Raw genomic sequence first — 19,844 nt, forward strand, 5'->3', positions numbered from 1 at the left:
CGCCCCCTTGGTGGCTTCCTTCATGTCTTTTCTCCCTAGACTTGGGCGTGACTCATCGATGCGCGGCGAGCGCAAGGACGGCCAATTATTTTACTCGGAACACCCCACTTCGAGTATCCGCTGCGATCTAGTCCCCACGCAGCGAATATCGACTGTACCAACGTCGATCAGCAATGCGGCGGCATTTTGACTCGATGTTGTTGCTCCTGCGTCTCTCCGCGAATAGAGTTTCAGGGAACTTTCGCCGGCAACGACAATGAGCATCAAAGGCTCCGAGAAAGCCTTCGACAAAAACATCAGGAAAATCATGGCCCGCATCAACTATAGCGACCCGTCGAAGGCATCCGACCGCACCCGCGAAATCCTCGACAAGAACCGCAATGCCAACATCTTCCGGATGATGTCGCATTCGCCGAGCTATTTCGAGCAGTACTGCCGCCTGGGCGGCGCCATCCGCCACAAGGGCGAACTTGACCCCATCGTGCGCGAGCTCGCGATTACCCGCACTGGAATTCTGTGCGAGGCGCCGTATGAGATCGTCGCGCACAAGCGCATCGGCAAGAATGTCGGCGTCACCGACGAGCAGAACCAGGCGCTCGAGACCTGGCAGTCAGCTAACTGCTTCGACGAGACACAGCGCGCCGCGCTCGCCTTCACCGACGAGATCGTCAAGCTGAACAAGCCGACGGAGGCGACCTTCAAGGCGATCTCATCGAAGTTGACGCCGGCCGCGCTGGTTGAATTGCAGCTCTCGGTCGGCTTCTACATCATGACCTCGAAATTCCTTGAGACGTTCGAGATCGATCTTCAGCCTGTGACGGAAGTGGTGGGCTGATCCAAAAACCGCGGCGAGGTCTGGCGATGACGATCGATGAATACACGGCCTGGGCCGCGAGCATTGCGAAAGTCGATGAGCATCCGTCCAACGAGCGGCTGTCCTATCTCGGTCTCGGCCTCGCCGGCGAATCCGGCGAGGTCGCCGAGCACATCAAGAAATTGCTGCGCGACGACTGGCTCGATCAGGCAGGTCTCGTCGATGAGCTCGGCGACGTCATCTATTACTGGGCCTGCCTGTGTGCGGCGACCGGCCAGAAGCCATCCGAATTGCTCAAGGCGAGTGCGGCCAAGATCAATCGGCGGCTGAGCGAGGCGGCGAGCCGCTGAGCCGCAATCATCGCGCTCAGGTCGAGGTCAGGATATCCACCTTGGCGTTGGCGACAATCAGACGCTCGGCCAGAAGCTGCGCCAGATTGCGCATGATGCGTTCGCTGGCGTGAGGATGCTGCTTGCGGAAGCGCTCGAAGTCCTTCAGCTGCACCTCGTGCGCCGTCGCTGCCATGTCCGCGAACACGTCCGCGGAGCGGGTGGTCTCAATCAGCGCCATCTCACCGAACGCCATGCCGGCCGTCAGCGTTGCCAGCCGCACGCCGTCGGGCAGGGTGACATGCACCGCGCCGCTGCGCAGGAAGAACAGGGAATCAGCTGCAGCGCCTGTCGTGATGATCTTCGCGCCGGATGCATAGGTCCGGATCGTGCAAATCGAGGCGAGGTCGGTCAGCTCTTCCTCGCTCATGCCTGCTAGCAGCGGCTGCTCGGCAAGCTCGGTGGTCTCGTGGAAATCGATCGAGCCGCCATGGCGATAGACGATCTGGTCTTCGGCCCATTCGATCGCGGTGTCGAGCAGGTAGAAATCGCGGACGTTCTTCAGCTCGGCGGTCCATTCCCGCAGGCTGTCCCATTCCTTGGAGGCGCGCCTGACGCCTGACAGCACGACGGTCACATTCAGCGCCGCGAGCTCCTCGAACGCTTCGGCGACCAGCCGCGCACCCGCGCGCGTGGTGGAGGTGACGCGGTGCAGATCGAAGATCACGAATTGCGGCCGCGGCCGGCCCGCAAGCCGGCGCGAGACATAGTCGACCGCCGATAGCGACAGCGTGCCGACCAGCTCGATGATCCGCACCTCCTGCTCGTGCACCGCGAGAATATCGCGCTCCTGCGGACGGCGCACGCGCCGCGACGGGCTCTTGCCGATGTCGTAGTCGGCGATGACCGCGTTGCGCGCATCGTCGCTGCGGTTGAGCATGTGAAGGTCGTAATGCGAGGACAGCGCCTCGCAGACCTTGATGCCGCGCACGCTGTTGCCGTGCTTGTCGAGCTTTGGCGAATAGCTGCCGAGCCCGAGGCGGGCGGGAAGGGCGGCCAGAATCCCGCCGCCGACACCGCTCTTGGCGGGGATGCCGATCCGGTAGATCCATTCGCCGGCATAGTCGTACATGCCCGACGACGTCATCACCGACAGCGTGCGCGAGATCGCGTAAGGCGTCAGCACCTGCTCGCCCGTGACCGGATTGACGCCGCGGTTGGCGAGCGTTGCCGCCATCACCGCGATGTCGCGCGCGGTGACCAGCACCGCGCATTGCCGGAAGTAGACGTCGAGCACGGCAGCGACATTGTCCGAGATCACCGCATTGGTCTTGAGGAGATAGCCGATGGCGCGGTTGCGGTCGCCGGTCTGGCTTTCGGAAGCGTAGACGGCCTCGTCCAGGGCGAGGTCGCGCCCGGCAAAACGACTAAGCGCGAGGCGAATCTGCTCGAAGGCGTCTGCGCCCTTGCTGTCGTAGATCAGCCCGGTGCAGGCGATCGCGCCGGCATTGACCATCGGGTTGAACGGATGGTTTTCGGAATTGAGCCGGATCGAGTTGAACGGATCGCCAGAGGGCTCAACGCCAATCGCGCTCTCGACCCTGGTCGCTCCGAGCAGGTCCAGCGCCAGCGCGAACACGAACGGCTTTGACATTGATTGGATAGTGAAGGGAACCCTGGAGTCGCCGACCTCGTAGACATGGCCGTCCAGGGTCGCGAGGCTGATGCCGAAATGGGCAGGATCGGCCTTGCTCAGCTCGGGAATGTAGTCGGCGACCGCGCCCGAGGTCTCCGCCGAGAATTCGTTGAGGCAATTGTCCAGAAACCGCAGCAAAGGCGGCTTTGAGCGGGTCCAGGCGGTGGCGAGCGGCGAAAGCGGTTTCATCGCCTCTCTTTGTGCAACGCAATCAGGGCACGCGCAACCCGTCCGGCATCATGGTCTGCCGCCGGACCAGAACAAGGGCGAGCAAAACCGTGGGCACGAGGATGGCGAGGCCGAGCAGCGTCACCTGCATCTGCGACAGCGGCATGATGCCGCCGCCGGGGGTGGCCACCACGAACCCGCCGATCACCAGCAGCACGCGGATCGGCCATTCCAGCGCACCGGCGCCGCGGAGATCGCCGACGAAGGGCTGGTAGCCCTGGATGCCGCCGCAGATGAACAGCGTGCCGAACGCCGCAAGCGCCATCAGGCCGAGGCCGGCCAGATAGGGGCTTTCCCCCTGCAGCACCAGCGCCGGATTGAGCACGAAGAAGAACGGGATGAAATAGATGATGCTCCCGACCCACATCGATTCCCAGCCCGTCTTCATCGCAGGCGAGCCGGCGATACCTGCGGCTGCGAATGAAGCAATCGCGACCGGCGGGGTGATCGACGACAGCATGCCCCAGTAGAAGATGAACATGTGCACGGCCATCTTGTTCAGCCCGAGCTTCTCCAGCGCGGGCGCGACCAGGATGGCGAGGAAGATGTAGCAAGCCGTCGTGGTCAGGCCGAGGCCGAGGATCAGGCTGGTGAGGGCGCACATGCCGAGCAGCAAGAACGGATTGTCGCCGGCGATGCGCAGCAGGTCGTTGGCGAGGCTCGACACCACGCCGGTCATCGAGAAGGCGCCGATCAGCAGGCCGCAGCCGGCGAGGATGCCGACGAGCTCGACGAAGGTGCGGCCGTTGACCTCGAGGAATTTGCCGATGGTCGCGACAGTCCAACGTGTGTCCTTCGAGAACAGCTGGTTGAGGACCAGCAGCAGCGCGGTCGCGTAGAACGGCGCGTGGCTTTCGCGCTTGAAGTACAAGAGCATCACGATCAGGAGCGCGATCACGAAGACGTAGTACCAGCCGTCCCGGATCGTATCCATGATCCGCGGCAGCTCTGCGCGCGGGATGCCTTTCAGCCCGTGTCGTGCGGCATAGGAATCGACCTGCATGAACAGGCCGACATAATAGAGTACGGCCGGGATGATCGCGGCGATCGCGACGTCGGCATAGCCAACATTGAGGAACTGTGCGATTACGAAGGCGGTCGCGCCCATCACCGGCGGCGCCAGCACCGCGCCGGTCGAGGCACAGGCTTCGATCGCGCCGGCGTAGGAGGCGCGAAAACCACTCTTCTTCATCACCGGGATGGTCATGGTGCCGGCGGTGAGCACGTTGGAGATGATCGAGCCCGACATCATGCCGAGCAGGCCGCTGGCAAAGATGCAGACTTTCGCCGCGCCGCCGCGGAACGTGCCGCACAGCGCGAAGGCGAGGTTGATGAAGAACTTTCCGGCGCCGGTCATCATCAGCGCGGTGCCGAACACCAGGAAGCCGATCACGGTGTCGGCAAACGCCTGGATGGGAATGCCGAGCAGGCTCTCGCCCGACAGCACGTGATAGGCGGTCGCCTGCTCCAGCGTCGATTGCGTGCCGCGGAACGGCCCGAGCCAGCCGGACTCTGCGAACAGCGGATAGACCGTGAAGGGGAGCACGCTCAGGAGCAGGCTCCAGCCGCCGGTACGGCGCAGCGCCTCCATCAGCATCACCCACATCACGAGGCCGGCGGCGATGACGCTGTTCGGCGCGCCGCCGAATTCCCAGCCGGCCTCCGCGGCCTTGCGCACGTTCGACATCAGCAGCAGTGCGGCGGCAAAGGTCACGACGAAGCAGAGAAGGTCATACCAGGGAATGCGGTCGAGCGGCGCGCGCGTGGTTCCCGGGAAGATCAGGAACGTGAAGGGCAGCATCAGCGCGATCAGGAGATAGAAGTACTCCGTGTTGAGCTGGGTGTAACCGACGAAGAAGCGCAGCGAGAATTGCTGGTTGATGCAGAGCAGGATGGTCGCGGCGGTCGCGGCCACCAGCGTCCAGCGCCAGGCGCCGCGCAAGCTGCGAACGCGCGTGACCTCCGCTTCCTGCATGTTGCCGGCGGCGCCATGCGGATCGTCGAACACGACCCGCTTGGCCTCGTCCTGCGGGGCGGTGGAGACTGAAGCAGACGACATGATCGACCCCGCGCGTGGGCAATTAACCGTTGACGATTATTCGTCGAACCCGTTCGGCATGTCGGCTTTCGCGAGCGCAGCGGCGCGCGCCTTCATCCAGCCGTCGAGGAACGCCTTGTCATCCGCAGGCGGGTTGGATTTGCCGTAGTCGGCCCACGCGGCGCCAAGCACCTCCTGGCGCTTGATCAGTCTGTTGTTGTGCGTGTCCTGCGCGTCACTCCATTGCCCGGCTTCCTTCAGCGCCTTCACCGCGCCGGGGTGTACCGGCACCACCCAGTTCTTGGTCTGGCGATCGGCCGCGAGCCCGCCGGCGCCGGGTGCGGAGTCCTTGTAGGAATCGTAGTTCACGATCATCGCCTTCGTCATCGCATAGACCTGGTCGGGGGCTTGCGAGGCGTAAGCGACGAAGATCGGGTAGGGGTAGTTGCCGAGCTCGATCGGCTTGTCCGGCGAGATGCCGGCGCCGCAGGTCGCGGTCTGCGGGAAGAAGAACGAGCCGACCTTCTGCATCCGCGCCCAACCTTCCTTGTCGTTGGCGGGGAGCGGCGGCCAGATCAGGCCGCGCGGCGAGGTCTCGGCTTCCTTGGCGGGGCCGGTGATGGTGGTGCCGAAGGCCGCATCCGTGTCGTTGTTGATCAGGCCCTTCCACATCGCGCCGTAGCTTGCGAACTCGACGATCCTGACGTCCTTCTGAGTCAATCCGGCGAAGGCGAGCACCGCCAGCGAATTCTGGTTCAGCGCCGGCGAGCCGACGACGAAGCCGACGCGCTTGCCTTTGAGGTCCTTCAGATCCTTCACGCCGGCATCGGCAGCGACGCCAAGCGTACCGCAGTTGCAGTCGACCGACGAGAGCATGATCTGAAGCGGCTGCGGGCCCCATTCCCTGGTTCCAAACTCGAACACGCCTTCCTGCGCGAAGTAGGAGCCCGATCCCATCGCGGACGAGACCGCGCGCTTGGCGCGCAGCGGCGCGAGACGCGCGACGTCGTTGCCTGCGGGGAGCACGCGCACGTCGGTTGAGTATTTGTCCTTCATCATCTTGCCGACGCCGACCGCGATGTTGAAGCCGGCGGTGCCGGTGTCATAGGCCGTGAACGTCAATGTTGCCGGCAGCTTGATGTCTTCGGCGGCTGCATAGCGTGTAGACGCAAAAGAAATGCCCGCCACCAAGGCAGGCGCGAGCACGATCAGCCCACGAAGCATGTTTCCCTCCAATGATCCTCGCGTTTGCCGCGACGATTTTCTTTCTTTGTTTGAAACAGGGTTTGTTTGAAACAGATCATGTCATCGCGATGAAGCGATGGCAACGCCGTACCGCGAGCGCAGCAATGAGGCTGACAGATTGTCGCGGAAACTGCGGATAATGCGGTCAGTTCGCGACGATCGCGATCGCCTGTCCCTCGGCAACGACGTCGTTGAGCTTCACCAGAAGCGATGTGATCGTGCCGCTCGCGGGCGACGGCACAGGTATCTCCATCTTCATCGCTTCGATCACCACAATTTCGTCGCCATCCGCAACGGTTCCTCCAACTTGCACGGGCATTGCGCAGATGCGTCCCGCGACCTCAGTGACGATTTTTATATTTGGCATGCCATCGCCTTTTTGTTGTCGTCGCAAAATGCCTGAGGTAGCGTCATCCGCAAGTGGAATTTAATTCCGCAGAGCGGAACAAGCGGTAGGGATCATGGGACGACGTTCAGAGCGGTTGAGTAGACAGGGTGCGTTCGCCGGCGATGCCGGTGAGGGTGATGTCATCCAGGTGGTGTCGCGCGCGTTCGACGTGCTGCGATGCTTCGAGGGCCACGAGATCAGGCTCGGCAATCTCGAGATTTCAAATCGCTGCGGCCTGCCGCGCTCGACGGTGTCGCGGCTCACGCACACGCTGACGCGGATGGGACAGCTGGTCTATCTGCCACGCGATCAAAAATATCGCATCGGGCCGAGCGCGGTGGCGATGAGCGCCTCGATGATGAAGGGCGCGCAGCTGCGCAGCATGATCCGCCAGCGGCTCCAGGAAGTCGCCGAGCAACTGCCTGGTACTGTCGGCTTCGTCGTGCCCGATCGCTTTCATCTGGTCTATCTCCAGTTCGCGCGCTCGGCTTCGGCGCTCGGCCTGCACGAGGGCACCGGCAGCCGTATCTCGATGGCGTCGACCGCTGCGGGAGCAGCCTACACCGCGGCGCTGGCACCGGAGGTCGGCGATTCCTTCATCACGGATATGGAACGGGAAGCCCCCGAGGCTGCGAGAATCCTGCGGCCCCGCATCGAAGCCAATCGACAGTCGCTACGCGATCACGGCTATGTCGTGGCCTGCGGCCTGTGGAGCCCGCACATCAACGGGCTCGCGGTGCCGATCTGGTCGCCGCAGTACCAGACTTTTGTGGTGATCACGATCGGTCTTCTGTCGTCGATGTATAACGAGCAGCGTCTGCATGCCGAGGTCGCTCCGTTGATGGTCGCGCTCGGCCGCTCGCTCGGCAGCCTGATGGACGGCGCGGAAGGCGACGTCTTCAACAATCGCATCTCGCGCAAACCGGTCGCAATGGCCGTGCACAACAATAACAAGCCGATCAATTCGGAGGGCGTGAATGAACTGGAAGCCGGAACTCGACGAGCTCGCCCGGCGCGAAGCCTTCGCGCGGGAGATGGGCGGCGTTGACAAGGTCAAGCGTCAGCATGACCAGGACCGACTGACTGTTCGGGAGCGTATCGACAGACTGACCGACAAGGGCAGCTTTCACGAGATCGGTGCCGTCTCCGGCATCGGCGAATACGATTCCAGCGGCGAGTTGCAGAAATTGACGCCGGCGAACTGCGTGTTTGGACGCGCGCGCGTCGATGGCCGCACCGTCGTCGTGGTCGGCGACGACTTTACCGTGCGCGGCGGCTCGGCGGATGCGTCCATCTCCGCAAAACCGTTGATGGCGGAGGAGATGGCGCACGATTTCCGTCTGCCCATCGTGCGCATCATCGAAGGCTCCGGCGGCGGCGGCTCGGTCAAGACCATCGAGACCAAGGGCGCAGCTAATCTGCCGGGCGGCATCGGCGGCACACGCTGGTATCGCTTCACGACGGAGAATTTGTCGCGCGTGCCTGTGGTCGCGCTCGGCCTCGGCTCGGTCGCGGGGCTCGGTGCCGCGCGTCTTGCCGCCAGCCACTATTCAATCATGACCAAAAAATCCGCGATGTTCGTCGCGGGCCCGCCGGTGGTGAAGGCGTTGGGGCAGGACCTCTCGAAGGAAGAACTCGGCGGCGCCGACATCCAGACCCGCGCCGGCGCGGTCGATCATGCCGTCGACACCGAGGAGGAGGCCTTTGCCTGCGCGCGGCGGTTCCTGTCCTATCTGCCGTCGTCGGTCTACGAGCTGCCGCCGACCTTGCCTTGCACCGACCATCCGGAGCGCACCGATGAGGCGCTGATGAACGCGGTGCCGCGTAACCGCAAGCAGGTCTACAAGATGCGGCCGATCATCGAATCGGTCGTGGACAAGGGCTCGTTCTTCGAGGTCGCCAGGAATTTCGGCAAGCCTGTTATCGTCGGTCTCGCGCGGCTCGAGGGCAGGGCGGTGATGCTGCTCGCCAGCGACAGCTTTCACTACGGCGGCTCCTGGACCGCGGATGCCTGCCAGAAGGTGGTGCGCTGGGTCGACTTCGCCGAGACCTTCCATTTGCCGATCGTCTATCTCATGGACTGCCCCGGCTTCATGATTGGCCTCGATGCCGAGAAGGCCGGCACGATCCGTCAAGGCGTCCGCGCCATGGCCGCGGTCAACCAGACCACGGTGCCCTGGTGCACGGTGATCCTGCGCAACGCCTTCGGCGTCGCCGGCGTGGTGCATCAGCCGGCCGACCGCTTCTCGATCCGCTACGCCTGGCCCTCGGCCTATTGGGGCTCGCTCCCGCTCGAAGGCGGCATCGAAGCCGCCTACCGCGCCGACATCGACGCGGCCGAAGATTCCCCGGCGAAGCTTAAGGAGATCCAGGAGCGCCTCAACAAGCTGCGCTCGCCGTTCCGCTCCGCCGAAAAGTTCTGGGTCGAGGAGATCATCGATCCCCGGAAGACGAGGTCGCTGCTGTGCGAGTTCGCGCGACTGGCGGAGCCGCTGCGAAAGCCCGGGCCGCCGGAGAGCATGACGATCAGGCCGTAAGCAGAGCCGTCGAGGGCTGCTCGCGCTTTGCCGCGGCAGCGATGGCGTGACCTCAAAACAAGAACGCGCTACGCTCCCCGGACAAGAACAAGAGGAAGCGCCAATCGTGTACGACTTCATTATCGTGGGCGGCGGCTCGGCGGGGTCCGTGCTGGCCCACCGGCTCTCCGCAAAGAGCGCCAACAAGATACTGCTCTGCGAAGCCGGACAGGACACGCCGCCCGGCGACGAGCCGGCCGAGATCAGGGACAGCTATCCGGGCACGGCCTATTTCGATCCGCGCTTCCACTGGACCGAGCTCAAGGTCACGACCCAGATCGTCAGCCACAACAATCCGAACGAGGGACGTCCGCCCTTACGCAAATACGAGCAGGCGCGCGTGCTCGGCGGCGGCTCCTCGATCAACGGCCAGATGGCCAACCGCGGCGCGCCGACCGATTACGACGAATGGGAAGCGCGCGGCGCCGCGGGTTGGAGCTGGAATGACGTGCTGCCCTTCTTCAAGAAGGTCGAGCGTGATCTCGATTTCGACGGCCCGTACCACGGCAAGGACGGTCGGATCCCGGTTCGCCGGATCCCGCGGGAGCACTGGACGCGACATTCGCAGGCGTTCGCCGACGCCTTCCAGCAGGCCGGCCACCAATACTTGGCCGACCAGAACGGCGAGTTCGTCGACGGGTTTTTCCCGGTGACGCACTCCAACCAGGCCGAGCAACGCGTCTCGGCCGCGATGGGCTATCTCGATCGTGCTACGCGCAAGCGCGCCAACTTGACGATCTCCACCAACACGCAAGTCAGAGAGCTGCTGTTCGAAGGCACGCGGTGCGTCGGTGTGAAGGCGACTGTCGACGGACGGGAGCAGGAATTCCGCGGCCGTGAAATCGTTCTCTCCAGCGGCGCCATCCATTCGCCGGCGCATCTGTTGCGCGCCGGCATCGGCCCGGTCGGTCACCTCAAGGATATGGGCATTCCAGTCCTGATGGGGCTGCAAGGTGTCGGCCAGCGCCTGATGGATCATCCCTCGATCTCGCTGTCGTCCTTTGTCCGCCGCGGCGCGCGCATGAACGAGCACACCAGGCGCCACATGCAGCTTGGCCTGCGTTATTCATCCGGGCTCGAAGGCGTGCCGAAAGGCGACATGTTCGTCGTCCTGCTCAGCAAATCGGCCTGGCACGCGGTCGGCGAGCAGATCGGATCGCTGCTGACGTTCGTCAACAAGACCTATTCCGAGACCGGACAGGTCAAGCTCGCCTCGCGCGACCCGGCAGCCGAGCCGATCGTCGAGTTCAACTTGCTATCCGACCGCCGCGATCTCGATCGCCTGATGAGCGGTTTCCGCAAGATGGCGGCCGTGCAGATGAGCGACGTCGTCAGGGCCGTGACGGACAAGCCGTTCCCGGCCTCCTATACCGACCGCGTGCGCAAGATCGGCGTGGTCAACACCAGGAACCGGATACTGACAAAAATCGCCGCGGCCCTGATGGACGGGCCGGCGGCGCTGCGCCACTACATGATCGACAATTTCGTGGTCGAGGGTTTTACCTTCGACGACGTGATCAACGACGACGAGGCGCTGGAAGCCTTCGTGCGCAAGGCGACCATCGGCGTGTGGCACGCCTCCTGCTCGTGCCGCATGGGCCGGGCGGAAGATCCGATGGCGGTGGTCGATCCAGAGGGCCGCGTCAAGGGCGTGCAGGGACTGCGCGTCGTCGACGCCTCGATCTTTCCGGTGGTGCCCTGCGCCAACACCAACTTTCCGGTTCTGATGTCGGCGGAGAAGATCGCGGCTGCGATGATGCAGTGAGCCGGTTCGCTTTTTGCGCCGTCCGCCGCGAATCAGGCGGTAGAAGCTGAAATTATGCAGGAGAATACCCGGAGCTGTTCCGCAGGGGACGGTCTGGGGCATCCGTCCTGATGCGGAACCGGGAACCGGCCTCGGGCGTTCTTTGCCAAATCTCGCCTTTCGGCTTGGAACCGGGGCGCTAGGCTGCGCGGCCCCGAACCGGGCCAGGGCGCGTCTTTTTTGGCGATAGACCTTCAGGGGGTTCTATGACCGATTCTTCGAGCGGGGCCCAAACCAGCGAGTCCGAAGATTTGCCGAGGATCTCGACCGGCAGTCAGGGCCTCGACGACATCCTCTATGGCGGGCTCGATCCCAATCGCATGTATCTCTACGAGGGTCGGCCCGGCTCGGGCAAGACCACCATGGCGCTTCAATTCCTCCTTGAGGGCGCCCGCTGCGGTGAACGCGTGCTCTATATCTCCTTGTCGGAAACCAAGCGTGAGCTGACGCTGGTTGCGCAGCGCCACGGCTGGTCGCTGCAAGGCGTCGACATCTTCGAACTTGTCCCGCCGGAGACGACGCTCGATCCGGACCGGGAGCTCACCGTTTTCCATCCCGCCGAAATGGAGCTGAGCGAAACGACCGGCCTGATATTCAAGGCAGTCGAACGGATCAATCCCGCGCGCGTGGTGCTGGACAGCCTGTCCGAGCTGCGCCTCCTTGCGCAGAACCCGCTGCGGTACCGGCGCCAGGTTCTGGCCCTGAAGCACTTTTTCACCAACCGCAATTGCACGGTCATTCTCCTCGACGACCTCTCGTCCTCCCAGGACGATTTGCAACTCCATTCGATCGCGCACGGCGTCGTCATGCTCGAACAGCTCGCCATCGATTATGGAGCAGAGCGCCGGCGGCTTCGCGTGATCAAGATGCGCGGCATTCGGTTTCGCGGCGGCTTCCACGATTTCACGATCGAAGCGGGAGGTGTGCGGATATTCCCCCGTCTGGTGGCGGCGGAACATCACGCCTCGTTTGTCGGCGAGTTCACGCCCAGCGGCAACGCGCAGCTCGATCTCCTTCTGGGAGGAGGGCTCGAGCGCGGCACCAGTGCGCTTCTTCTGGGCGCCGCCGGTGTCGGCAAGTCGTCTCTCGCGCTGACCTATGCGATCGCGTCGGCAGAACGCGGTGAGCATGCGGTGTTCTTTGCCTTCGATGAAGGTCGGGGCACCGTGGAAGCCCGGGCTCGAACGCTTGGGATGCCCCTCGAAAGCTACCTGCAATCGGGACTCATCCGATTTCAACAGATCGATCCCGCCGAGCTGTCCCCCGGGGAATTCGCCGCCAATGTGCGCAAGAGCGTCGAAAAGGATAACGCCAGAATTGTCGTCATCGACAGTCTGAACGGCTACCTCAACGCGATGCCGGATGAGCGATTTCTCATCCTCCAGATGCATGAGCTCCTGAGCTATCTCGCGCAAAAAGGCGTGCTGACCGTCCTGATCCTCGCCCAACATGGGCTGGTCGGCCCGATGGAAACGGCTCTCGATATCAGCTATTTGAGCGATGCCGTGCTCATGCTGCGCTATTTCGAGGTCGGCGGAACGGTGCGGCGTGCCCTCTCGGTCGTGAAGAAACGCAGCGGCAATCATGAAAATACCATCCGCGAGTTTCGCCTTGGCCGTGCCGGCATCACGCTGGGTCCTCCGCTGAGCGAGTTCAGCGGCATCTTCTCCGGAAATCCACGTTATACGGGCACGGAGATACCAGAAGGACCGGCGGAATGAGCGCTGCCCGCGATCATTGCGTTCTCGTGTTTGCCCCGATCGGCCGCGATGGACCGGCATCGGTCGAGCTTTTACGTAATTCGAATCTCGTAGCGATCAATTGTCGAGGTCTCCCTGAACTGGTCAGCGAGATGTCGGCGGGCGTGGGCGCGGTCCTTCTGGCCGAGGAGGGGTTGTTCGGGAAGGATACCCAGCCGCTGGCACATTGGATCGAGAGGCAGCCGCCCTGGTCTGACCTGCCCTTTGTCATTCTCACCAGCCATCGGGAGCAGCCGGCGGTGGTTGCCTGGCGCCGCAGTATCGTCGAGACACTCCGCAACGTTTCGCTGCTTGAACGCCCGGTTCAGCCGATCACGCTGACGAGCGCGGTTCAATCCGCAATGCGGGCCCGCCGGCGGCAATATGAAATTCGAACCTTGCTGCAGGCGCGCGAGCGGACGGCCCAGGAGCTCGAGAAGCTCGTGGTCGAGCGCACCCGTGCGCTCGAGGAGGCCAACAAGCATCTGCGGGCCGAAATGGAAGAGCGCGCCCGCGTCGAGGAGACCCTTCGTCAGGCCCAGAAGATCGAGGCCATCGGACAATTGACCGGCGGCGTAGCTCACGACTTCAACAATTTGCTAATGGTGATCTCCGGCGGCCTCGATTTGCTCGACCGGCAGACAGATCCTGATCGTCGGCGTCGTCTCATGGAAGGAATGGTCCAGGCGGCGCAGCGCGGTGCCGGCTTGACCAGGCAGCTTCTGACTTTTTCGCGGCGGCAGAAGCTCCGGCCCGTGGCTGTCGACATCGCATCGCAGATCGGCGGCATGCGCGAATTGCTCGATCGGAGCCTGAGAGGCGACGTTCACGTCGAGTTCGATTTTCCGGATGGTCTTTGGCCGGTGGAAGTCGATCCGGGAGAGCTCGAACTGGTCATTCTCAACCTGGCGGTCAACGCCCGCGATGCGATGCCGAGCGGTGGCACGATCGTTGTCCGTGGCGAGAACCTGGCCGGCCTGACCGAGGACGAGATCGCGGGCGATTACGTTCGTCTGTCCGTGGTCGATAGAGGTGTTGGAATGAGCCCGGAGATCCTGGCGCGGGTCTTCGAGCCGTTCTTCACGACCAAGGATGTCGGGAAAGGCTCGGGCCTGGGGCTTGCCCAGGTCCACGGATTTGCGACGCAGTCACGAGGGACGGTTCGAATCAAATCGACGGTCGGCGAGGGCACCAGCATCGAGCTCTATCTGCCGCGATCCAGGAACATCCCTTCTGGTGAACGCCATTTCATCGATCTGAACAGGGCGCGGCCGAAGAAGGCCAACCATGGCCGGATCCTCCTCGTCGAAGACGATGACGAGGTCGCCGCGCTGGTGAGCGAGATGCTGGCGCAACTCGGCTACGAAGTGACGCGCGCGGCGAGTGCTGCGGCGGCGCTCGGTGCCCTGGCGGACGGCCGCTCCGTCGATCTGGTGTTTTCGGATATCATGATGCCGGGCGGCATGAACGGTGTCGAACTCGCGCGCGAGATCAAGAGACGGCGAAGCGACATCCCGGTTCTGCTGACGAGCGGATACGCCGAAGCCGCGGTTCGCGACGCCGAAACGGCCGGCGTCCAGATTTTGCCGAAACCCTACCACATCGACGAACTCGCCGCAGCGCTCGGCGCAGCCAAGTCGGACTTTCGAATTGACGCGGAAAGCAAGCGCTCTGGGGCGTCGTGATTGGGCCTCATGATCGGCTTGCAGTCCGGCGTCAGTAGCGAATGCACACGCAGCCGCGTCTCAGTTGCAACGATAAGCATTCGCGTTCTGCGAGCCAATCATGCCCGTCGCTACGTGTGGATTATGATGATTGCAGGGAGCGGCCTGCAAGGGCAGCCACTTTCAGCCGCTCTTTGAGCCCATTTCAGCCAAACTGTTGTTGGTTTCTCGTTGTCGGGGCAGGGTCCTTCCAATTTGGAGCCCTGCAATGTTCAAGCCGGTTCTTTCTGCGTGTCTATTTGTTGCCTTTAGCTCAGTCGCTTCCGAAGCACGGCCCTATCGAATTCATCAAGCACCCGAATGCAATGTCACGATGCCCTGCGACCTTTCGTATTCGCAAACGCGCCGTGAGCGGATTCCCAGGTCCTCGCTAACGTCCAGGTCCTCATTACAAGCCTATCGCGCGACGCAACTGACAGTGACCGACGCAGGCGGCGCCGCGACGGCGAGCATCGCTGGGGCTCGCATTGTCGGCAGTCGTCCGGCAGGTTGCCCTTCCTCCTTCTGCGGCTGCGGCGCGGCTCTGCGCGTGTTCGGCCGTATCGTGCCGGAGTTGAATCTTGCGGCGAACTGGCTGCGCTTTCCGCGGACATCACCCGCACCGGGAATGGTCGCAGCCCGACGCGGACATGTGTTCGTCCTCGAACAACACCTGGGAGGGGACACCTGGTTGGCCTACGACGCCAACTCGGGCGGACACGCGACTCGAATGCATGCGCGTTCATTGCGTGGGTATACGATCGTCAACCCGCGCGGCGGTTCGGTCACTTGAGAGACCAGCCGGCCAAGGGCAGGGGGCACGTAACGAGCCGTGGAGCCGTCGGGCAAAACACCCTGTCAAGCCTGCGCTGGAATGATATTCGTATTTACAGAAGTTCGGATAAGGCGTAGTTTGCGCTCATCCCGGCCCGCTACAAGGGCGTTTCGCGATCGTCACGAGACGCGGGCCGGGAGGCGGTGGCCGCGACTGCGTCGGCGCGCTGGGCAAGCTGCAGGGCGGGTTTTCCCGTGAGCAACTGCACACGCGGTACGACACGGCGCTGACAGCGTCCCCGTTCGGTCTCGATGGCGAGCGCACGCCAGGCATCGGGGACAGGGGCGGGGAGGTGCGCGGACGGCAAAATCGTGTGGTCCTGACGCCCGGGGTCTGTGCGTCAAGTCTTGTGGTGATGCTGCTGCCCAACCGGGCCAGCACATCAGCCATCCGCGAGGCGACGGGGGCAATAGTGCATCGCTCCCCGGGGAGAGCGCGTCATAAGCCGTAATACCATTCGCGCAGGGAAGGCCGGTTGCTCGGCGTCACCTGTGGTCCACCCCGTGCGCGTCTGGTTCGCACACGGGACTGCGGGTGCCAGCCGGCGCCCGGCCTTCCCTGTGCCCTTTCTTGCGAGAGGGTGCGAAGACGAGAGCAAAGCTCGGGCGAATGAGCCGCGAGAATGCGAAGCCATGCGTTCTGAGAAGCCATGCGTTCTGAATGGAAGGAATTTATGCGCAGTCTCGTGCCCCGGACGCAGCGCAGCGTCGCTTTGACGGTGCGCTGAAGAGCCGGGGCCCATATCACTGCGACGGCGCGCGCAATCTCGACGTCGACGCTGCGGTCTTCGGCGTCACCACCACGATCAGGTACTAGGCCATCGCGGCTTGCGGCTTTGGCTTCGGTTGTCGCGAGAGCGTCAGCACGATCAAGGAGGCGAACACGCAGAGTGCGCCGGCGATGAAGAAGGCGGGAAGATAGCTCTGATACACCGTCCGCGAAAATCCGGCGCCGAAGGCGGCGGTGCCCGCGCCGAGCTGGTGGCCGGCAAAGATCCAGCCGAACACCAGATTGGCGCGCTCGGGTCCGAATTTCTGGGCGGTGAGGCGCACCGTGGGCGGCACGGTTGCGATCCAGTCGAGCCCGTAGAACATCGCGAAGATCGAGAGCCCATAGAACGAGAAATCGCTGAAGGGGAGGAAGATCAGCGAGAGCCCGCGCAGGCCGTAGTACCAGAACAAGAGGTAGCGGTTGTCGTAGCGGTCCGACAGCCAGCCCGACATGATGGTGCCGAAGAAGTCGAAGATGCCCATCGCAGCCAGCAGACCGGCAGCCTGCACCTGCGGAATGCCGAAATCGAGGCACATCGGGATCAGGTGCACCTGCACGAGGCCGTTGGTGGATGCGCCGCAGACGAAGAAGGTCGCAAACAGGACCCAGAATGCGCGCGACTTCGAGGCGTCGCGCAGCGTGCCGAGTGCCACAGCCGTGATCGAGCCGTGGCTGACCGGCGGGGCGGGCAGGGGCTCGGTGCCTTCGTCGCCGAAGGGGCGCAGGCCGACGTCGCTCGGGCGGTCCCGCATCACGAGGAGAACTCCCAGAGCGGAAACGCAGAGCGCGATGCAGACAAAGCCGAGTGCAAGCCGCCAGCCGTATCGTTCGGTCAGGCTTGCAAGCAGCGGCAGGAAGACGAGCTGGCCGGTGGCGACGCTCGCGGTCAAAATGCCGACGACGAGGCCGCGCCGCGCCGCGAACCAACGGGTCGCAATGGTGGCGCCCAGCACCAGCGCGGTCATGCCGGTGCCGAGGCCGATCACGACGCCCCACAGTACGACGAGCTGCCAGACCTCTGTCATGCCGAGCGACAGGATCAGCCCGGAGACGACGATGAGCTGAGCCAGCAGCGTGACGTTGCGCAGGCCGTAGCGGTTCAGGAGCGCGGCAGCGAACGGCGCCATCAGCCCGAACAGGATGAAGCGGATCGACAGCGCGGACGAGATCTCCGCCGTGCTCCAGCCGAACTCTTTCTGAAGCGGAATGATGAACACGCCGGGCGCACCGACCGTGCCGGCGCTGATCAGCGCGGTGAGGAAGGTCACGCCGACCATCACCCAGCCGTAATGAATATTGCGGCGGCCCAGTGTTGCCGCGAGCCAGTTCGAGATCATTGGGCCTCAATCTTGGTGGGCAGGATTTGAAACACCTGCGCGAGTTTGCAGAATGGCACGGGACGCGTCTGTCGGAAATGACGGAGTTCCCGCATTTCCGGACTTTTGCGTCAATGCGTCAGGCGCTCCACCGCGATCGCAGTGGCTTCGCCGCCGCCGATGCAGAGCGCCGCCACACCGCGCTTGAGGTTTTTTGCTTCAAGCGCATGCAGCAGCGTCACGATCAGCCGTGCGCCGGTGGCGCCGATGGGGTGGCCGAGCGCGCAGGCGCCGCCGTTGATGTTGAGCTTCTCGCGGGGAATGCCGAGATCGCGCTGCGCCGCCATCGCCACCACGGCGAAGGCTTCGTTGATCTCGAACAGATCGACATCGCCGGCACTCCAGCCGACCTTGTCCAGGAGCTTGCGGATCGCCGGGATCGGCGCCGTGGTGAACCATTGCGGCTCCTGGCTATGGGTGGCGTGGCCCTTGATCTCTGCCAATGCGGGCAGGCCGTTGCGATCGGCGAGCGACCGCGTCGTCAGCACCAGCGCGGCGGCGCCGTCGGCGTTGGCGGAGGAGGCCGCCGGCGTGATGGTGCCGTTGGCGCGGAACGCCGGCTTCAGCCCGGGAATCTTTGCGGGATCGACCTTCAGCGGATGCTCGTCATTGGCGACGATGCGGGGGCCTGCCTTCTCGCTCAGCGTGATCGGCGCGATCTCGGCCTTGAACGCGCCACCCTCGACCGCCTTGCGCGCGCGACTCAGCGTCTCCATCGCATAGGCGTCCTGGTCCTTGCGGGTAAACTGATAGGCTTCCGCAGTCGCCTCGCCGAAATCGCCCATCGAGCGGCCGGTCTCGTAGGCGTCTTCGAGGCCGTCCATCATCATGTGGTCGATGATGCGGTCATGGCCGGCGCGATAGCCGCCGCGTGCCTTCGCCAGCAGATACGGCGCGTTGCTCATGCTCTCCATGCCGCCGGAGACGACGATCTCGGCCGAACCGGCGCGAATGATGTCGTGCGCCAACATGGTCGCCTTCATGCCGGAGCCGCAGACCTTGTTGACGGTTGTCGCGCCGGTGGCGTCGGGCAGGCCGGCTGCGCGCGCAGCCTGGCGCGCCGGGGCCTGGCCCTGGCCGGCCGGCAGCACGCAGCCCATGAAGACTTCGTCGACCTTTTCCGGCGCGAGCTTCGCACGCTCCAACGCCGCGGCGATCACATGCGAGCCGAGCTTGTGTGCGGGCAGCGGCGACAGCTCACCCATGAAACGGCCGAGCGGGCTACGGACGGCGGAGACAATGACGACAGGATCAGCGGTTTCGGCCATGGCGGGACTCCCTGCGATGGTGGGTAAGATTATGACCATCATATGATGCGGCGCAAAAAATGCAACCGCATCCGGCATGAGAAATTGTCGTGGCTCGGATGAGATTTGCTCGTTCGAAGGAAGGAGGCTGTGGGGCAGGCCTACCGCTTCCGGTTGACGAACGCCTGCATCAGCCGCGTCGGCTCGTCGGTCAGGAACGATTGGCCGAACACTTTCACGCTCAAATTCACCGACTCCGTCAGCGGCAGTTCCTCCCATTGCCGAAGCAGTGCCTTCTGCGATCGCAGCGCCTCGGGGCCGCATTCGAGCAGCGCCTGCACGAGGTGCTCGACGGCCGCGTCGAGTCCGCCCTCCGGCGCGACCTTGTCGACCAGACCCCAGGCCAGCGCCGTCGGCGCGTCGATGTTTTCGGCGGTCATCACCAGCCAGCGCGCGCGGGCCCAGCCGATCAGGCGCGGCAGCAGCGCGGCATGGATCACCGAGGGGATACCGACGCGCACCTCCGGCATGCCGAAATGCGCATCATGCGCGGCAATGCGGAAGTCGCAGGCCGCGGCCACTTCGAGCCCGCCGCCGAGGCACCAGCCCGGCATGCGTGCGATCACGGGGGCGGGGAAGGCGCGCACGGCCTCGCAGAGATCGCGCAGGCGGCTGATGAAGGCTTCGGCCGATGTCTGGTCGAGCTTCACCATCTCCTTGATGTCGGCGCCGCCGATCATGCTTTTCTCGCTCTGGCCGCGCAGCACCATGACGCGGATGCTGCGATCAGTCGCGAGCTTCTGCAAACCTTCGCGGACCGCGTCGGTCACGGGGGAGCCGAGGATGTTGAGCGAGCCGGCGTTGCAGATCGCGACATGAACGACGCCGCGCGCATCGCGCGTCACGCCGCAGTGGTGGTTGAGCATTTCCATGATGGGATCTCTGATTTCGTGGACGTTGCGCAAAGGTACGCCGTTCGGGATCACTTCCGAGCCGAAACGCATTGGTTGTCAAGCGGTGGGGGGGCGGAGTTGCCAGCGCGAAGTCCGCGAGAT

Annotated in this window: 16 protein-coding genes; 9 read left to right on the forward strand and 7 right to left on the reverse strand. The window is 63.9% G+C overall.

Annotation, left to right across the window (positions count from 1 at the left end; translation table 11 throughout):
* Nucleotides 1-307: 307 nt before the first annotated feature.
* Together IVA74_RS16730 and IVA74_RS16735 are read left to right on the forward strand one after the other, a co-directional pair.
* Entirely contained in the window at nt 308-835 is a 528-nt protein-coding gene (locus tag IVA74_RS16730) for a carboxymuconolactone decarboxylase family protein (RefSeq protein ID WP_346730953.1), read from the forward strand.
* Between the two features lie 26 nt (nt 836-861).
* Nucleotides 862-1,164, forward strand: coding sequence for a nucleoside triphosphate pyrophosphohydrolase family protein (locus tag IVA74_RS16735; RefSeq protein ID WP_247345910.1), 303 nt, complete (start codon nt 862-864; stop codon nt 1,162-1,164).
* Nucleotides 1,165-1,180: 16 nt separating this feature from the next.
* Here the strand turns inward: IVA74_RS16735 and glsA are convergent, their stop codons facing one another.
* The 4 genes from glsA to IVA74_RS16755 all read right to left on the reverse strand — a co-directional run bounded on the left by glsA (nt 1,181) and on the right by IVA74_RS16755 (nt 6,717).
* Entirely contained in the window at nt 1,181-3,028 is a 1,848-nt protein-coding gene (gene glsA / locus IVA74_RS16740; protein ID WP_247345912.1) for a glutaminase A, read from the reverse strand.
* Nucleotides 3,029-3,050: 22 nt separating this feature from the next.
* Entirely contained in the window at nt 3,051-5,126 is a 2,076-nt protein-coding gene (locus IVA74_RS16745) for a TRAP transporter permease (protein ID WP_247345915.1), read from the reverse strand.
* A 36-nt stretch (nt 5,127-5,162) separates the two neighbouring features.
* Nucleotides 5,163-6,329 (reverse strand): TAXI family TRAP transporter solute-binding subunit, encoded by a 1,167-nt coding sequence (locus IVA74_RS16750; RefSeq protein WP_247345918.1) that lies wholly within the window; start codon nt 6,327-6,329, stop codon nt 5,163-5,165.
* 166 nt (nt 6,330-6,495) lie between these two features.
* Complete coding sequence (locus IVA74_RS16755; protein WP_247345921.1) at nt 6,496-6,717, reverse strand: acetyl-CoA carboxylase biotin carboxyl carrier protein subunit; 222 nt, start codon at nt 6,715-6,717, stop codon at nt 6,496-6,498.
* Between the two features lie 94 nt (nt 6,718-6,811).
* Between IVA74_RS16755 and IVA74_RS16760 the strand changes: the two genes are divergently transcribed.
* The 7 genes from IVA74_RS16760 (at nt 6,812) to IVA74_RS16790 (ending at nt 16,211) form a co-directional block, all read left to right on the forward strand.
* On the forward strand, nt 6,812-7,786 hold the full coding sequence (locus IVA74_RS16760) for a helix-turn-helix domain-containing protein (RefSeq protein ID WP_247345924.1): 975 nt from the start codon (nt 6,812-6,814) through the stop codon (nt 7,784-7,786).
* Nucleotides 7,716-9,275, forward strand: a complete 1,560-nt coding sequence (locus IVA74_RS16765) for a carboxyl transferase domain-containing protein (RefSeq protein ID WP_247345927.1) — start codon at nt 7,716-7,718, stop codon at nt 9,273-9,275. The genes IVA74_RS16760 and IVA74_RS16765 overlap by 71 nt, the downstream gene beginning before the upstream one ends.
* Before the next feature lie 106 nt (nt 9,276-9,381).
* Complete coding sequence (locus tag IVA74_RS16770; protein WP_247345929.1) at nt 9,382-11,079, forward strand: GMC oxidoreductase; 1,698 nt, start codon at nt 9,382-9,384, stop codon at nt 11,077-11,079.
* Between the two features lie 245 nt (nt 11,080-11,324).
* Nucleotides 11,325-12,839 (forward strand): ATPase domain-containing protein, encoded by a 1,515-nt coding sequence (locus IVA74_RS16775; protein ID WP_247345932.1) that lies wholly within the window; start codon nt 11,325-11,327, stop codon nt 12,837-12,839.
* The gene (locus IVA74_RS16780) at nt 12,836-14,542 is read left to right on the forward strand and encodes a response regulator (protein WP_247345935.1); all 1,707 of its coding nucleotides are present in this window, start codon (nt 12,836-12,838) and stop codon (nt 14,540-14,542) included. The genes IVA74_RS16775 and IVA74_RS16780 overlap by 4 nt, the downstream gene beginning before the upstream one ends.
* 247 nt (nt 14,543-14,789) lie before the next feature.
* Nucleotides 14,790-15,353, forward strand: coding sequence for a hypothetical protein (locus tag IVA74_RS16785; RefSeq protein WP_247345938.1), 564 nt, complete (start codon nt 14,790-14,792; stop codon nt 15,351-15,353).
* A 702-nt stretch (nt 15,354-16,055) separates the two neighbouring features.
* Complete coding sequence (locus tag IVA74_RS16790; RefSeq protein WP_247345941.1) at nt 16,056-16,211, forward strand: hypothetical protein; 156 nt, start codon at nt 16,056-16,058, stop codon at nt 16,209-16,211.
* On the opposite strand, the gene IVA74_RS16795 is transcribed toward IVA74_RS16790, so the two are convergent.
* The 3 genes from IVA74_RS16795 to IVA74_RS16805 all read right to left on the reverse strand — a co-directional run bounded on the left by IVA74_RS16795 (nt 16,208) and on the right by IVA74_RS16805 (nt 19,721).
* Entirely contained in the window at nt 16,208-17,503 is a 1,296-nt protein-coding gene (locus IVA74_RS16795; protein ID WP_247345944.1) for an MFS transporter, read from the reverse strand. The two genes, IVA74_RS16790 and IVA74_RS16795, sit on opposite strands and share 4 nt — an antisense overlap.
* Nucleotides 17,504-17,613: 110 nt before the next feature.
* Complete coding sequence (locus IVA74_RS16800; protein ID WP_247345947.1) at nt 17,614-18,810, reverse strand: acetyl-CoA C-acyltransferase; 1,197 nt, start codon at nt 18,808-18,810, stop codon at nt 17,614-17,616.
* Nucleotides 18,811-18,950: 140 nt separating this feature from the next.
* The gene (locus IVA74_RS16805) at nt 18,951-19,721 is read right to left on the reverse strand and encodes an enoyl-CoA hydratase (protein WP_247345950.1); all 771 of its coding nucleotides are present in this window, start codon (nt 19,719-19,721) and stop codon (nt 18,951-18,953) included.
* Nucleotides 19,722-19,844 lie beyond the last annotated feature (123 nt).

Source organism: Bradyrhizobium sp. 132, from assembly GCF_023074185.1.
Taxonomy (GTDB): Bacteria; Pseudomonadota; Alphaproteobacteria; order Rhizobiales; family Xanthobacteraceae; genus Bradyrhizobium.

What these genes read in the sequence shown, in the direction of transcription:
- IVA74_RS16775 (WP_247345932.1), top strand. Translation starts at nt 11,325, where the DNA reads ATGACCGATTCTTCGAGCGGGGCCCAAACCAGCGAGTCCGAAGATTTG.
- IVA74_RS16795 (WP_247345944.1), bottom strand. Translation starts at nt 17,503, where the DNA reads ATGATCTCGAACTGGCTCGCGGCAACACTGGGCCGCCGCAATATTCAT.
- IVA74_RS16745 (WP_247345915.1), bottom strand. Translation starts at nt 5,126, where the DNA reads ATGTCGTCTGCTTCAGTCTCCACCGCCCCGCAGGACGAGGCCAAGCGG.
- IVA74_RS16730 (WP_346730953.1), top strand. Translation starts at nt 308, where the DNA reads ATGGCCCGCATCAACTATAGCGACCCGTCGAAGGCATCCGACCGCACC.
- IVA74_RS16735 (WP_247345910.1), top strand. Translation starts at nt 862, where the DNA reads ATGACGATCGATGAATACACGGCCTGGGCCGCGAGCATTGCGAAAGTC.
- IVA74_RS16780 (WP_247345935.1), top strand. Translation starts at nt 12,836, where the DNA reads ATGAGCGCTGCCCGCGATCATTGCGTTCTCGTGTTTGCCCCGATCGGC.
- IVA74_RS16765 (WP_247345927.1), top strand. Translation starts at nt 7,716, where the DNA reads ATGAACTGGAAGCCGGAACTCGACGAGCTCGCCCGGCGCGAAGCCTTC.
- IVA74_RS16785 (WP_247345938.1), top strand. Translation starts at nt 14,790, where the DNA reads ATGTTCAAGCCGGTTCTTTCTGCGTGTCTATTTGTTGCCTTTAGCTCA.
- IVA74_RS16750 (WP_247345918.1), bottom strand. Translation starts at nt 6,329, where the DNA reads ATGCTTCGTGGGCTGATCGTGCTCGCGCCTGCCTTGGTGGCGGGCATT.
- IVA74_RS16805 (WP_247345950.1), bottom strand. Translation starts at nt 19,721, where the DNA reads ATGGAAATGCTCAACCACCACTGCGGCGTGACGCGCGATGCGCGCGGC.
- IVA74_RS16755 (WP_247345921.1), bottom strand. Translation starts at nt 6,717, where the DNA reads ATGCCAAATATAAAAATCGTCACTGAGGTCGCGGGACGCATCTGCGCA.
- glsA (WP_247345912.1), bottom strand. Translation starts at nt 3,028, where the DNA reads ATGAAACCGCTTTCGCCGCTCGCCACCGCCTGGACCCGCTCAAAGCCG.
- IVA74_RS16790 (WP_247345941.1), top strand. Translation starts at nt 16,056, where the DNA reads ATGGAAGGAATTTATGCGCAGTCTCGTGCCCCGGACGCAGCGCAGCGT.
- IVA74_RS16760 (WP_247345924.1), top strand. Translation starts at nt 6,812, where the DNA reads ATGGGACGACGTTCAGAGCGGTTGAGTAGACAGGGTGCGTTCGCCGGC.
- IVA74_RS16800 (WP_247345947.1), bottom strand. Translation starts at nt 18,810, where the DNA reads ATGGCCGAAACCGCTGATCCTGTCGTCATTGTCTCCGCCGTCCGTAGC.